Source organism: Novosphingobium sp. 63-713 (assembly GCF_001898925.1).
Lineage (GTDB): Bacteria > Pseudomonadota > Alphaproteobacteria > Sphingomonadales > Sphingomonadaceae > Novosphingobium.
This window is the reverse complement of record NZ_MKVS01000008.1, coordinates 390,186-403,140: the sequence shown is the minus strand read 5'-3', so window position 1 is coordinate 403,140 and position 12,955 is coordinate 390,186. Positions and strand designations below refer to the sequence as shown.

At 63.9% G+C, this 12,955-nt stretch carries 12 protein-coding genes; 7 read left to right on the top strand and 5 right to left on the bottom strand.

The window, feature by feature from the left end; genetic code table 11:
* The first annotated feature begins 112 nt into the window (after positions 1 to 112).
* The 4 genes from BGP00_RS07015 to BGP00_RS07000 all read left to right on the top strand — a co-directional run bounded on the left by BGP00_RS07015 (position 113) and on the right by BGP00_RS07000 (position 5,275).
* A complete protein-coding gene (locus tag BGP00_RS07015) occupies positions 113 to 745 on the top strand; it encodes a Crp/Fnr family transcriptional regulator (RefSeq protein ID WP_168604845.1) in 633 nt (210 codons plus the stop codon).
* Between the two features lie 117 nt (positions 746 to 862).
* Complete coding sequence (cphA, locus tag BGP00_RS07010) at positions 863 to 3,613, top strand: cyanophycin synthetase (RefSeq protein ID WP_292689799.1); 2,751 nt, start codon at positions 863 to 865, stop codon at positions 3,611 to 3,613.
* Complete coding sequence (locus tag BGP00_RS07005; protein ID WP_292689800.1) at positions 3,610 to 4,485, top strand: isoaspartyl peptidase/L-asparaginase; 876 nt, start codon at positions 3,610 to 3,612, stop codon at positions 4,483 to 4,485. The genes cphA and BGP00_RS07005 overlap by 4 nt, the downstream gene beginning before the upstream one ends.
* Positions 4,475 to 5,275 (top strand): cyanophycinase, encoded by an 801-nt coding sequence (locus tag BGP00_RS07000; protein WP_292689801.1) that lies wholly within the window; start codon positions 4,475 to 4,477, stop codon positions 5,273 to 5,275. Before BGP00_RS07005 ends, BGP00_RS07000 begins: the two co-directional genes overlap by 11 nt.
* 22 nt (positions 5,276 to 5,297) lie before the next feature.
* Here the strand turns inward: BGP00_RS07000 and BGP00_RS06995 are convergent, their stop codons facing one another.
* The 4 genes from BGP00_RS06995 to BGP00_RS06980 form a co-directional block, all read right to left on the bottom strand.
* On the bottom strand, positions 5,298 to 6,200 hold the full coding sequence (locus BGP00_RS06995; RefSeq protein WP_292689802.1) for an iron-containing redox enzyme family protein: 903 nt from the start codon (positions 6,198 to 6,200) through the stop codon (positions 5,298 to 5,300).
* 55 nt (positions 6,201 to 6,255) lie between these two features.
* Positions 6,256 to 7,248, bottom strand: a complete 993-nt coding sequence (locus tag BGP00_RS06990; protein WP_292922355.1) for a methyltransferase — start codon at positions 7,246 to 7,248, stop codon at positions 6,256 to 6,258.
* A gap of 34 nt (positions 7,249 to 7,282) precedes the next feature.
* The gene (locus BGP00_RS06985; RefSeq protein WP_292689804.1) at positions 7,283 to 8,281 is read right to left on the bottom strand and encodes a PAS domain S-box protein; all 999 of its coding nucleotides are present in this window, start codon (positions 8,279 to 8,281) and stop codon (positions 7,283 to 7,285) included.
* Between the two features lie 343 nt (positions 8,282 to 8,624).
* Positions 8,625 to 9,140, bottom strand: coding sequence for a ferritin-like domain-containing protein (locus tag BGP00_RS06980; RefSeq protein ID WP_246870277.1), 516 nt, complete (start codon positions 9,138 to 9,140; stop codon positions 8,625 to 8,627).
* A gap of 228 nt (positions 9,141 to 9,368) precedes the next feature.
* On the opposite strand from BGP00_RS06980, the gene BGP00_RS06975 reads away from it, so the two are divergent.
* The 3 genes from BGP00_RS06975 to BGP00_RS06965 all read left to right on the top strand — a co-directional run bounded on the left by BGP00_RS06975 (position 9,369) and on the right by BGP00_RS06965 (position 12,555).
* Positions 9,369 to 11,288 (top strand): mechanosensitive ion channel domain-containing protein, encoded by a 1,920-nt coding sequence (locus BGP00_RS06975; RefSeq protein ID WP_292689805.1) that lies wholly within the window; start codon positions 9,369 to 9,371, stop codon positions 11,286 to 11,288.
* A 138-nt stretch (positions 11,289 to 11,426) separates the two neighbouring features.
* The gene (locus BGP00_RS06970; protein ID WP_292689806.1) at positions 11,427 to 12,095 is read left to right on the top strand and encodes a LuxR C-terminal-related transcriptional regulator; all 669 of its coding nucleotides are present in this window, start codon (positions 11,427 to 11,429) and stop codon (positions 12,093 to 12,095) included.
* A gap of 19 nt (positions 12,096 to 12,114) precedes the next feature.
* Positions 12,115 to 12,555, top strand: coding sequence for a BLUF domain-containing protein (locus BGP00_RS06965; RefSeq protein ID WP_292689807.1), 441 nt, complete (start codon positions 12,115 to 12,117; stop codon positions 12,553 to 12,555).
* A gap of 36 nt (positions 12,556 to 12,591) precedes the next feature.
* On the opposite strand, the gene BGP00_RS06960 is transcribed toward BGP00_RS06965, so the two are convergent.
* The gene (locus BGP00_RS06960) at positions 12,592 to 12,912 is read right to left on the bottom strand and encodes a DUF1153 domain-containing protein (RefSeq protein ID WP_292689808.1); all 321 of its coding nucleotides are present in this window, start codon (positions 12,910 to 12,912) and stop codon (positions 12,592 to 12,594) included.
* Between the last annotated feature and the right edge of the window lie 43 nt (positions 12,913 to 12,955).

Genomic DNA, 12,955 nt, shown 5'->3' with positions numbered 1-12,955 from the left:
ATGAGTATCGTAGGGAACAAGGCCGGTGCTTGCCCCGCTGCTGAATAAACTGAATCAGCTGGAACCGCTTGGACAGGAAGATCAGGATGCTTTTCTGGCTCTTCCTTTCAGAGTGAAAGAGGTGGAAGCTGGCCAGATCATCCTTGATGAAGGAAAGCATTCGACGGGCTGCATAGGCCTGCTCGCGGGCTTTACCTATCGCCACCGCACGCTTCGCAACGGCGCGCGCCAGATCATTTCCGTCCATGTCCCCGGTGACTTCCCCGATTTGCAAAGCGGGCTGCTGGGCACGGCGATCCATACGTTGCAGATGCTGACGCCCGGCAGGCTGGCGCTGTTTCGCGCCGATGATCTCCAGCGCCTTGTTTCCGAACGACCGGCGATACGCGATGCGCTCTGGCGAGAAACCCTGATCGATACGTCGATCTGCGGAGAATGGGTTGCCAATGTCGGGCGCCGGGATGCGCGCGGTCGCATTGCCCATCTGCTTTGCGAATTTGCCATGCGGCTGCGCTCGGCAGGATTGCTGGAGGGCGATTCCTATGAATTGCCCATGACGCAGGATCAGATCGCCGATGCGACCGGATTGACCGCTGTCCATGTCAACCGCACCCTGCAGGAAATGCGGCGAACCGGCCTGATCCATACCGAACGGCGCATGGTCAAGGTCAATGACTGGGACCGGTTGGCCGCGCTTGGCGATTTCAACCCGCAATATCTTCATCTTGAGGCCGTCCGGAACTGAACCGGCCTGTCTGGCCGACGGGGGTAATTTCCCTGCGCCGGTCATGGAACTTCGCCGGTTTGCCGCGCTTTCATGAACACAGGCGCATGGATCCCCAGGGCGCTGATCGGGTGTCCCATGATCGCGACTGGAAATACGGGCGGTGAAGCGTTGGTGCAGGCTGCGCCGCTGCCGCTGGCCATTCTTGAACACAATATCTATCGCGGCCCCAGTCTCCACGCCGACCGGCCGATGATCCGCATCAAGCTCGATCTGGGCGCCTTGCAGGAATGGCCCACCGACCGTCTGCCCGGCTTTGCCGACCGCCTTTTGGCGCTGTTGCCGGGGCTGGCGCGGCATGGTTGCTGTTATGGTCGCCCGCTGGGGTTTGTCGAAAGGCTGCGCGCCGGAACATGGCTGGGCCATGTGATCGAACATGTCGCGCTCGAACTTCAGGTCATGGCCGGATACCGGACCAGCAGGGGCAAGACCCGGTCGGTTTTGCGGCACCCGGGCTGTTACAATGTCCTTTATGCCTATGAGGATGAAGGATGCGGTCTGGCGGCCGGTTCCTATGCGATCCAGATCGCCGCCGCGCTGCTTCCTCCGGATCTGCGCTCTGTGATCGGGCTTGACCGGCTGGGTGTGGCGGTCGAGGAGGATCCGCTCGATATTGCGCGGATCAGGGCGCAATTGCGCAGGCATTGCAAAAGGGTGCCGCTTGGCCCCACCACCCGCGCGCTGGTCGATGCGGCAAAGCGGCGACGCATCCCGGTCCAACGCCTCGACAATCAAAGTCTGATCCAGTTTGGCCATGGCCGCCGCCAGAAGCGTATCCGGGCCAGCATCACCGGCGAGACATCGCTGCTGGGCGCCGAGATCGCGGGCAACAAGCAACTGACGCGCGAATTGCTGGCGCTGGCCGGACTGCCGGTGCCGCGCGGCGGCGTCGCGGGCAACAGCGCCGAGGCCCGTTTGCTGGCCCGGCGCCTGGGCTGGCCGGTGGTGGTCAAGCCGCTGGACGGCAATCACGGGCGGGGCGTGACAACCTGCGTCACCACCCCGGAGATGCTAGAGGATGCCTTTGCGCTGGCCGCGAGGCGAGGCCGCCGGGTTGTTGTCGAACAGCATCTGCCCGGATCGGACCACCGCATTCTGGTGGTCGCCGGAAAAATCGTCGCCGTGGCGCAGCGGCAGCCGCCTCATGTCACGGGCGATGGATGCCATTCGATCCGCGATCTTGTGGCGATCGTGAATGCCGATCCGGCGCGGGGCCAGGGCCATGAAAACATGCTGACCCGCATCACCTGTGATGACACGGTGGCGATGGTTCTGGCGCGCGCGTGCATGGATCTCGACAGCGTGCCCCCGGCGGGGCAGAGCGTTATGCTGCGCGATACGGCCAATCTGTCCTCGGGCGGCACGGCGACGGACCGCACGGGCGAGATCCATCCCTTCAACGCCTCGATCGCGCTTCAGGCCGCTGCCATGGTGGGGCTGGACGTCTGCGGCATAGACTTTCTGTGCCCCGACATCGCCCGGCCGATCCATGAAACCGGGGGCGGCATTGTCGAGGTCAATGCCGCGCCGGGCTTGCGCATGCATCTGGCGCCCACACAGGGCGAAAGCCGCGATGTGGCCGGGCCGATCATCGACGCGCTCTTTCCCGGCGGCGCCATGGCGCGCATCCCCATTGTGGCCATCACCGGCACGAACGGCAAATCGACCACCGTGCGCATGGTGGGCCGGATCCTGCGGCGCGCCGGACATAATGTGGGCATGACCACCACCAGCGGCCTGTATCATAACGAGCATCTGATGAAGCCCTATGACGCCACCGGACCGAAAAGCGCGCGCGCGGTTCTGGCCAATCCGCTGGTGGATGTGGCGGTGCTGGAAACGGCGCGGGGCGGCATTCTGCGCGAAGGGCTGGGGTTTGACCGCTGCGATGTGGGCGCGGTGCTGAATGTGGCCGAGGATCATCTGGGGCTGAAAGGCATCGATACGCTCGAACAGATGGCCGATCTCAAGGCCGTGGTGCCGCGCGCGGTCCATCGCCATGGCCATGTGGTGCTCAATGCCGATGATCCGATGTGCCGCCGCATGGCCGCCCGCGCCGGGGGTGAGGTCGTCTGGTTCTCGATGTGCGAGGGGGGCGCCATGCCGGGTCCGGTGAAGGACCATGTGGCCGATGGCGGCATGGCGGCGCTGCGCGATGGCGAGGATCTGGTGCTTTACCGCGACGGGCGGCGCACTGTGCTGATCCGCGCGGCCGACATACCCGCGACCCACGGCGGAACGGTGCATTTCAACATCGCCAATGCGCTGGCCGCCGCCGCCATATGCAGCGCGCGCGGGGTGCCGCCCGCGCTGATCCGCGATGGTCTGGCCTCCTTCGCCAGTTCGTTTGAGGACAATCCGGGCAGGCTCAATATCCATGACGCCCATGGCATCCGCTTTCTGGTCGATTACGCGCATAATCCGGCGGGCCTGCGCGCGCTGGGTGATGTGATTGCCCATATGCGGGGCGGTCATACGCGGGTGCTGGGCATGGTGAGCATTCCGGGCGACCGGCGCGACAGCGATATTGCCGAGATGGGCCGGTTGGCCGCCGGTCTGTTCGACGAGGTGGTTTTTCGCGAGACACCCGACGGGCGCGGCCGGGCGCGGGGCGAGATCAACGCCATCATGACGGCGGGCGCGCTGGAGGCGGGCATGGACCCTTGCCGGGTGCGGCGGGTGCTGGATGAAGACATTGCCGCGCAAAGGCTGATCGCCATGGTGCGGCCGGGCGATCTGGTGGTTCTGCTGCCCACCTCGATCACGGCGGTGTGGGAACAGGTGCTGGCCTATCGCCCGAACATGGCCGCCGCGCTGGCGCCGTCATGAACTGGGCGGTGATTGTTCATGGCGGGGCGCGAACCATTGCCCCGGCGATGCAGGCGCGCAACCGGGCCGGATGCGCCGCGGCCGCGGGCTTGGGCGCGGCGTGTCTGGCCGCGGGCGCATCGGCGGTCGAGGCGGCGGCCGCCGCGATTGCCGCGCTGGAGGACAATCCGGCGTTCAATGCGGGCTATGGCTCGGTTTTGACCAGCGCGGGCACGGTGGAAATGGATGCCGCGCTGATGGATGGGCAGACGCTGGATGTGGGGGCGGTGGCCTGCGTGAGCCGGTTGCGCCATCCCATTCGCGCGGCCGGAGCGCTGTTGCGCGCGGGCCCCGTGTTTCTGTGCGGACAGGGCGCGGAGGATTTCGCGGTCGAGGCCGGTATGGCCCTTTGTCCGCCCGAGGCGATGATCGCGCCGGAGCGGGCGGCGGGGCAAGGGCATGATACGGTGGGCGCGGTGGCCATCGATGCCCGAGGCCATATTGCGGGGGGCACATCGACCGGCGGCCTGTCGGGCAAGCGGCCCGGCAGGATCGGGGATTCGCCGCTGCCGGGATGCGGATTGCTGGCCGACGATGCGCTGGGCGGGGTGGCGCTCTCGGGCGAGGGCGAGGCGATGATCCGGGTCACGCTGGCCGCGCATATCCTGCAGGGATTGGCCGACATGGGGGCGATGGAGGCAGCGTGCCTGCTGCCCGCGCGGATGGCGCGGGTGGGCGGCGAGGCGGGGGCGATTGTCATCGACAGTTTCGGGGCGCTTGGTCTGGCGCATAACAGCCGCCATTTCGCCGTTGGGCTGCAGACCGCAGACATGGCTGGCCCCATCGGCCTGATCGACGCCGGAGAATGGGAGGCGCAAGGCCATGGCCGATGAACCCGGCCCCTTGATCATCATCGGCGGGCATGAGGACAAGGAGGGCGACAAGCTCATCCTGCGCGAGGTGGCCGAGCGGGTCGGGTCGCGCCGACTGGTTCTGGCCACGGTGGCCAGCCGCGAGCCGGAGGGCTATTTCGAGACCTATTCCCGAGCCTTTGCCGATCTTGGCCTGCATGATCTGGTCGAACTCTATCTGCACGAAAGGGCCGAGACACTGGACGCCCATGTTGCGGACATCTTTGCCGGAGCGGGCGGCGTGTTTTTCACCGGCGGCGATCAGTTGCGCATATCCTCACAGATCGGCGACACGCCCGTCGAGCATCTGGTGCGCGACATGCACCGGCGCGGCGGCGTGGTGGCGGGCACGTCGGCGGGCGCCTCGGTAATGAGCGAGACGATGCTGGTGCGCGGGGCGAACCGGGAATCGCACAGGATCGGCGATCTGCATATGGCGCCGGGGCTGGGGCTGGTGCGCGATATCATCATCGACCAGCATTTTGCCGAGCGCGGGCGCATCGGGCGGCTGCTGGGCGCGGTGGCGCAAAATCCGCGCGTGCTGGGGCTGGGCATTGACGAGGATACGGCGATGGTGCTGACTGGCAACCGGTTTCGGGTGATCGGATCGGGGGCGATCTATGCGATTGACGGCGCGGGCGTCACCCATTCCAATATTGCCGAGGCCAGCCCGGAAAAGACACTGTCCATGCATGAGGTGCGCCTGCATGTGCTGAGCGGGGGCGATTGTTTCGATCTGGAAACGCGCCAGCCCGCTCTGCCTCCCTGTTAGGCGGCCCTGCCGGGCGTCGGCATCAGGCGTTTTGCCGCCACAGGTGATCGCGATAACGCTCGAAACAGCGCGCGCCGCACAGCAGCCGCATCAGCGCACCTTCGGCCATGGCGGTGGCGCGGCGCGGATCTTCCTCGACCAAGGGGCGCATCGCCTCGCGGTTCCAGTCCTCGCTGTGCTTGACGTCCAGCACGGCGTGGAGGTCGAAATAATGGCGCTCCTTGCCGCTCAGGCCCAGACGCCGCAGCCCCTGCGCCACCAGCGCCGAGCGCCCCGGCGCGGTCAGTTCGATCACCCCCAGCGCGCCCACCGAATGCCACGCGAAATGGCGGTTGGTGGCCATGCCGGTCATCGCATTGGCCAGTGCCAGACTTTCCCAGACCGTGTTTTCGATGGAGGGATCGACGCGCAAGGTGCGCACCAGTTCATCCAGCATCGGCCCATGCATCCCCTTGGCATTGCCGCGTCCCATTTCGTCCCAGTAATTGCGCGCCAATTCGAGTTTGGCGGCCACCGGCAGCTTGACCTGGGTAAAGGCGACCAGATCGTCGAAACCGGCTTCCCCGGCCGCTTCCTGTTCAAAGAACCACCGCATCTGCTCAAAGGTCGCGTGCTGAGCCAGCCATGGGAAAAGCGGGTCGCCTTGCCCCGGCCCGGTCAGGCAAAGATCCTCGAACCATGCGACAAAGCCATCGGCGGTGCGGGGCGCATGGGATGCCCGTTCGGCAACCGCGCCGCGCAATTCTTCGAGGAAACCCGTTTCCATGAGCCGGAAATGGCGCTCCTGCTCGAAATGGTCGTCCCAGTCGCCGATGGGGAACTGGGGGCTGAGCCGGCGGCGGTTCCAGCGGGCAAGATCCTGCTGAAACGGCGCCGTATAGCATGGCTGGGCCTTGGGCGGGGGCAAGATGGTCATGGTCTGCATGATGATGAAACGGCGCCGTTATGGCGATGTTCCGCGCGCGGAGAGGGCCTTGCCCTCAACCCATGTTAGGACTTTTGGGCAAGGCCAGCACCGCGCCGATGGCGGCAATGCGTTCGACATGACGGTAAAGGGGGCGGTCCAGTTCTTCGCCAAACACATCGGGGTCGATTTCGCGGTAATGCATGGTGCAGCCATGCTCGCGCGCCAGCCTTTCCAGCGCCGCGCGCATCCGGTCCTCGCCCGCGACAATCGCGCTGCCGCTGTAGAGATACAATTGCCCGCCCGGCCGCAATCGGGGCAGCGCGCGGCGGGTGATTTCCACGCTGATCTGTGCGCCATGCCATTGGCCCCCGTCGCGATAGGCGCGTTTTTCATCGTCGGCCATATAGGGCGGATTGGCGATGATGCGGTCCACCATGCCCGCGATGGGATCCAGATAGGCCCCCAGCGCCATGTCGCAGGACAGACCCGCCGCATGGGCATTGACCTGCGCCAGCATCAGCGCCTGCGGATTGATGTCGGTCATCGTGATCCGCAGTTCGGGGAAGGCCCGCGCCGCCGCAATGGCCCCTGCGCCCGCCCCGGTGCCGATATCGACCAGACTTTCGCCCGGCCGGGGCGGATGGCGCGTCATCTCGCCCAGCACGAAATCGACAAAGCGATAGCTGTCCGGACCAAAGAACACCGCGTCGGCCGAGGATGTGGGATAGGCCGAATGCAGCAGCAGATCCTTGCCAAGGCTGGAAACGCGATAGCGCGACCGAAAACGGCCATCGGGCAGGCTGTCGAGAGCCTGCGCGGTCTGGAGAAGGGCCAGAACAGGTGAAGGCAGCACTTCCGGCTCGAAAGGCAGGCTCCAGCCCAGCACATCGCGCAGGTTCAGCGCCTGTTGCCCGGACCTGTTGGCCAGCACGCGGCTGTGGGTCGCCGGGGTCGGGGTGATGAAGCGATAGTGCTGCGCCTTGAGGCAGGCAAGCAGCTCCACGAGTGCTTCGTCCCGAACCCCGTCGGCGGCGGAAAATGCGCTGGCTGGTGAAAAGATCGACATAAAAGCCCAACGTTCGGCCGGGCAAATAGTGCCATCAGGAGGAGAGTGTTTCCCCGTCGAAAGACATGTCGATCACCAGACGGTCGGGCTGCCAGTCGCGATGGATGGCGGCATTGAGCACACGCGTCGCCATGGTTTCAAGACGGGTGCCGAAACCTTTGGTCAGGGGCGCCGAGAGCGGGGCGGGCAGCCCTGTTTCGGCCCAGATCAGCCGGACCCTGGGCCCGATGATCGCCATTTCGATCCGCAACAGGCCCTCAACGGACCGCAGCGCTCCGTATTTGGCCGAATTGGTGGCCAGTTCATGCAGCAGCAGCGCGATGGAGGGCAGGCTGCGTGGACCGATCATGGCATGGGTGCCGCGGATTTCTATGCGTTGGTTTGACCGACTCTCAAAAGGCTTGAGGATGGTCTCGAGCAGATCGCGCAGCGAGATGGTGCCGGTGCGATGATCTTCCTGAGGCAGACGGGCGCTGGCCTCATGGGCCTGCGCCAGGGCGACAAGGCGCGATTGCAGATCGGCGGCAAAACCATCGATCGTCTCGGCCTCGCGCCTGCACAGCGCCACCAGTCCGTTGGCCAGCATGAAGAGGTTCTTGATGCGATGGTTCATTTCATGAAGGATCAGTTGCCGCTGTTCGGCCATCCGGCGCGACTGGGTGATGTCGCGCGCCACTTTTGACGCCCCTATCAACCGGCCCGTCGCATCGCGGACCGGCGAAATGGTCAGGGAAACGTCGATCAGGCTGCCATCCTTGCGCTTGCGCACTGTTTCGAAATGGCGGGTCATGATGCCCGCCTTTATGTTGGCGATGATGGCGTCTTCTTCGTGCCGGCGATCCTCGGGAATGATCAGCGTGATCGGCTGGCCGATCGCCTCTTGCGGACTATAGCCGAAGAGCTTTTGCGCGCCGCCGTTCCAACTGAGAATTTTGCCCTCGAGGCTCTTGCTGACAATGGCGTCCTCGGATCCCTCGATGATTGCGGCAAGCCATGCACTTGGTTCAAGACTGGTGTGGGGAAGGGTATTCATGTGGTGGTATGACGCCCCTTGCAACATCTGCGCTGGATCCGGGCCATCTTCCTGCGAATTTGGCTGATCGCGGGGCGAATATGAAAAGGGCGGCGCACCATTTCAAGACAGATGAAACACTGCGCTTGCGGGCGTCCTGAATGGATTTTGACGGGTGGCGAGATTTTTTGGATTTTTAGGATATTGAAATAAATAGATTAAATTTAAGGATTTCGCGCAGGCCGCAAGATTTCATCCCGCTTCCGCATGGAAGTTTCTAACATGGGTTAGGACGATTTCAGCAACAATGCGCAACATATCGCCTTGCCGCAAAGATCTGCGCGATCCGCCGCAAGGGCGGCCGTCAATGATCGGCCGGTTTGGCGACCCTGTGCGCTGAGAGATAGCGCTGCACGACCGCAGGCAGCGTCTTTTCCAGAAACTCGACCATCGCCAGTTCCTCCTGCAGCGTTTCCTGCAGCAGCGGTATCGCATCGGGAAAACCGCCTTCCCGCGCCATTTCGATCAGCGCACGATAACTGGCCACCTCGAAATTCTCGAAGGCGAAATTGGCCAGACTGTTCTTGAGAACCTTGTCCGGCGCCAGCATCGTGGCCAAGGCTGCCAGATTGCCGCTCAACGACATGGCCATATCCTTGAAGGTGCTGGCGCTCTCATCCAGACTGGCCAGAATGATGTCGAGCCGCTCGATCTGGCGCTCGGTCTCGCCGCGATGGCTGCGCAACCGCGCCTGAACATCGAGATATTCGGCAAGGTGCTGGATCTGACGGTCCATCAGTGCCAGCGCCTCGTGCTCCATGGCATGGGCATCGCGCAGGCCTGCGAGAAAGATTTCGCGGATGCTGGGGGTTTTGGTCAAAGCCTGTCTCCTGATCGTCGGGTTCGACAAGGAAAGCAGGCGAGGGGACCGCTGTTCCCCCCAAAGGCCCCGCGGCCTAATGCAGGTTAGCATCATCGCGGCATGACAGCCGGCTCCGGCCGGAACTTCCCCCCGGTTTGTCGTTTCCCGGCCGAACCTTACGGGCCGCAAACCATTATGTCTGTGAACAGGGGAGCGGTCTTTCCCCGGCAGCATAAGAGCGTAGGGATGTTGAAAATTTCCAGTGTCTTATCCAGTCGCGCCCGCAGGCTGGCCGGTTTTGCGCTGATGGGCCTTGCCGGGGCTCCCCTGTCTGCCGCCACCATCAGCGGGGCGGGGGATAATCTGCCGGTCCTTCTGGACGCCCAGCGCGATCTTGAGAGAATATGGGCCCTTTTCGAACGCCAGATCACCCAGCCGTTCAGAACCGCCTTTGGCCTGCCCACTTTGCTGGTGGCGGTGGGGATGGCGCTGCTGCTGGCCTGGCCCCTGCGGATACGCATGCTGCATCGCCTTGCCTTCTGGCTGCGGAGCCTGTCGCTGGATCTGAGAGTGGCCATTGGCCTCAAGGCCGTGGCGACGGTCTTTGTCACCACCATGCTGTTCTATCTGGCCGAGGAGATCGGTTTCGGCGGGCTCGATCTGGCTCTGCCGCTCTTGCCGGAAAGCGAGGTGATGGTGACCGCGCTTTCCATGGGGATCGGGGTGGCCGGTCTGGGCCTTGGGGTCGGGCGCGCGCTGGAATCGCCGGAGGACCCGGCGTGGCGCCCTGTGGATTGTGGCGTGTCTTTGGGCGAATATCCGCTGGCGGCGGGCATCATGCTGGGCGCCACCAATGTCATCGACCAGACCGCCCGCCTGATCCATGCCAACAACAGCAGTTGGACGATCGCGCAGGGGGTGATCGCCATCATCGAAACCATGATCATCGGCCATTTTCTTCTGTCGATTGCCCATGCCCGCGAACCGCGCGAAGAGGAGAAGGCAGGTCCCGGCAAAAACCCTGCAGGCCCTGCGGTCTTTGGGGCAACGGCGCTGTTGTGGGTCATTCTGGCTGTGGGCGCGGGGGCGTTTCTGGCCGGGCATATCCGGCTTTCCATGCTGATTCTTCAGGAATTGCTCTGGGCCGGTCTGGTGCTGACCATGGCCTGGCTGGTGACGGGGTTTATCGACGCCGCGCTGGCGCAATGGTCTGACAGTATGCGCTCGGGCAAAGCGGTGGTGACGGCGCGCAGTATGCGCGCCAAACAGCTTGCCTTGCTGGCCAGCGCCGCCTTCACCGTCCTTGTCTGGCTGTTTGCGATCGGGCTGGTTGCCGCGCCGCTGCATGGCGACAATGCCGTGGTGGTCGAGCAGATCAGGCCGCTGCCCTTGCTCAATTCGCTGCGCTCGCTCGATCTTTCGCCGCGCAGTCTGAGCATGGCGCTGTTTGTCCTGATTGCGGGCATAGCCTTGACGCGGGTGTTTCGGCGATGGCTGGAAACCCGGTTCCTGCCCTCCACCTCGCTTGATATCGGGGTGCGCACATCGCTGGTGACCGGGCTGACCTATGTCGGCACGCTGATCGCCTTGCTCGGCGCCACCAATATGCTGGGGCTGCAACTGGAAAAGGTCACGCTGATTGCCAGCGCCCTGTCGGTCGGGGTAGGTTTCGGCCTTCAGTCGATCATCCAGAATTTCGTGTCGGGCGTGATCCTGTTGATCGAGAGGCCGGTCAAGCCGGGCGACTGGGTTTCGGTATCGGGCGCGGAAGGCACCATCCGCAGGATCCGTGTGCGCGCCACCGAATTGGCCACCGCCGACGGAGGTATCGCGATTGTGCCCAATTCCTCCTTCATCTCCTCCAATGTCGCCAATCGCGCCGACACGCTGATGTCCAGCCGTCTCGACCTGACGCTGACGGTTTCGGGAGGCCAGAGCGTGGCTGCGGCGCGCGATGTGGTGCTTGAACTGGTCAGGGGCTTCATGTCCCTGCGCGATCAGCCCGCGCCGCAGATCTATCTCAAGACTTTGGGCGAGGCGGAATGGGTTTTTGATCTGGTCGCCTATGCGAAGCCGGGCATGAGCGTGGCGCAAACCCGCAGCGATCTCCTCTTCTGGCTGGCAGGGCAGCAGCAGGGCAGGGATATCAGGATAAGGTCGAGCTAGAGCGCAATCGCGCCATTGCGGCTCGCCTGCGCGCCATGGCGTGCAGAATGCGCGGCCGCTGACAGGCAAGGATACCGTAATGCTACGGTATCGTGTAGGGTAAGCGGGATTTAACCTTGCAGCTAAGTGCAAATCAGTATGCCCGAGCGATCCGGGCGTGAAACGAGCAGCATCGTGTTCAAAAACCGCGTGGCTTATATCGTAGATGGTGATGCGTCCTATCGGCGAAGGTTCGCTCTGGCTTTGCGGCATCAGGGATTGGAAACGCGCGCCTTTTCCGGCGGCGGGGATCTGATCGAGGAGGCATCCTATCTTCCGGCCGGCTGCGTCCTGCTGGCCGTGCGCGCGGGTGAGGGCGACGGGCTGGAGACGATCCGCGCCCTTCTGGCGCAAAGGTCCGACATGCCGGTCATTGTGATGCGCGTCGATCCCACCATCCGCGAGGCTGTGCAGGCCTTGCGGGCGGGAGCGGTCGATTGCCTCGCCATTCCCTGTCCCATGGCCAAGGTCCGCCTGGCTCTGGATTATGCCTATGAAATCCTTCCGGCCAAGGTTGCCCATCAGCAGTTCATCGGCGAAGCGGCCGCCCTGCGCGCCCATCTGACTCCCAGAGAGGAGGATGTGCTCAAAAGGATCGTGGCGGGCATGACCAATCGGCAAATCGCCCATGATCTGGAGATCGGCGTGCGGACCGTGGAAATGCATCGCGGCAATATCATGCAGAAATTGCGCATGGATAATCTTGTCGCCCTGATCCGCTTTGCCACGCTGGCGGGGATTGCCGGTTCCGATGAAGATGCTGCATGAAGAGAGGATTGTTCATCCCATGACACAACTGCCTCTGCAAGGCACCGGGCTGGCCGGGTGGCTTTATGCCAGTCGTTGCGCTTTGCCCTCGGCATGGGCGCAACGGGCCGTGGATGACATTGTGGCCAAATCGGTCCCGCGCAATGCGGCGCTGGACGTGACGGGGGCTTTGCTTTTCACCGGCGCCCGCTTCGTCCAGTTTCTGGAGGGGCCCGCCGAGAGCATAGTGGCCATCCGCCAGAATATTCTGGCCGACAGGCGGCATCATGACATTGTCACATTCCTGAGCGGCGGCCGGGCCGAAAGGGTTTTCAGCAACTGGTCGCTGGCCTATGCCGGGCCTTCGCTGTTCGTGGCCGACAAGGTGGAAAACCTCTTCCATACCGGCATCCGGCACACGGCGGAGATCATCGACCTGCTGGAACAGTTTGTCATTATTTCCGAGGCCAACAAGCCCTGATCGGGGGCCCCGTGTGCTCGCTCATGCCTGTCAGGGCTAGTCGTGCTCCCAATGGTTCTCCCTGCGGAGCTGGCGCGTGTAGAGGTCGCGATAATATTGCGCCCGCGTTGCGCGCAGCCCGCTCAGGCCATTGCGATGAACAGCGCGTTGCCAACCGGCAAATTCTTCCAGCGAGAGGGAATAGCGGCGGCACGCCTCCTCAACCGTCAACAGACCGCCATTGACCGCCGCCACAACCTCGGCCTTGCGGCGGGGCACCCAGCGGCGAGTATCGGGCGAGGGCAGGGTTTCGAGAGTGAGCGGTTCGCCCAGCGGACCCAGCACCGTGCCCGGACGGATTTTCTGATTTTCGACCATGCGGCACCTCCGGGGATATTCTGCAGTCGCAATGCTTCATTCA

Excerpts from the sequence above, each read along its gene's own strand:
- cphA (WP_292689799.1), top strand. The coding sequence starts at position 863 with ATGATCGCGACTGGAAATACGGGCGGTGAAGCGTTGGTGCAGGCTGCG.
- BGP00_RS07005 (WP_292689800.1), top strand. The coding sequence starts at position 3,610 with ATGAACTGGGCGGTGATTGTTCATGGCGGGGCGCGAACCATTGCCCCG.
- BGP00_RS07000 (WP_292689801.1), top strand. The coding sequence starts at position 4,475 with ATGGCCGATGAACCCGGCCCCTTGATCATCATCGGCGGGCATGAGGAC.
- BGP00_RS06995 (WP_292689802.1), bottom strand. The coding sequence starts at position 6,200 with ATGCAGACCATGACCATCTTGCCCCCGCCCAAGGCCCAGCCATGCTAT.
- BGP00_RS06990 (WP_292922355.1), bottom strand. The coding sequence starts at position 7,248 with ATGTCGATCTTTTCACCAGCCAGCGCATTTTCCGCCGCCGACGGGGTT.
- BGP00_RS06985 (WP_292689804.1), bottom strand. The coding sequence starts at position 8,281 with ATGAATACCCTTCCCCACACCAGTCTTGAACCAAGTGCATGGCTTGCC.
- BGP00_RS06975 (WP_292689805.1), top strand. The coding sequence starts at position 9,369 with ATGTTGAAAATTTCCAGTGTCTTATCCAGTCGCGCCCGCAGGCTGGCC.
- BGP00_RS06970 (WP_292689806.1), top strand. The coding sequence starts at position 11,427 with ATGCCCGAGCGATCCGGGCGTGAAACGAGCAGCATCGTGTTCAAAAAC.
- BGP00_RS06965 (WP_292689807.1), top strand. The coding sequence starts at position 12,115 with ATGACACAACTGCCTCTGCAAGGCACCGGGCTGGCCGGGTGGCTTTAT.
- BGP00_RS06960 (WP_292689808.1), bottom strand. The coding sequence starts at position 12,912 with ATGGTCGAAAATCAGAAAATCCGTCCGGGCACGGTGCTGGGTCCGCTG.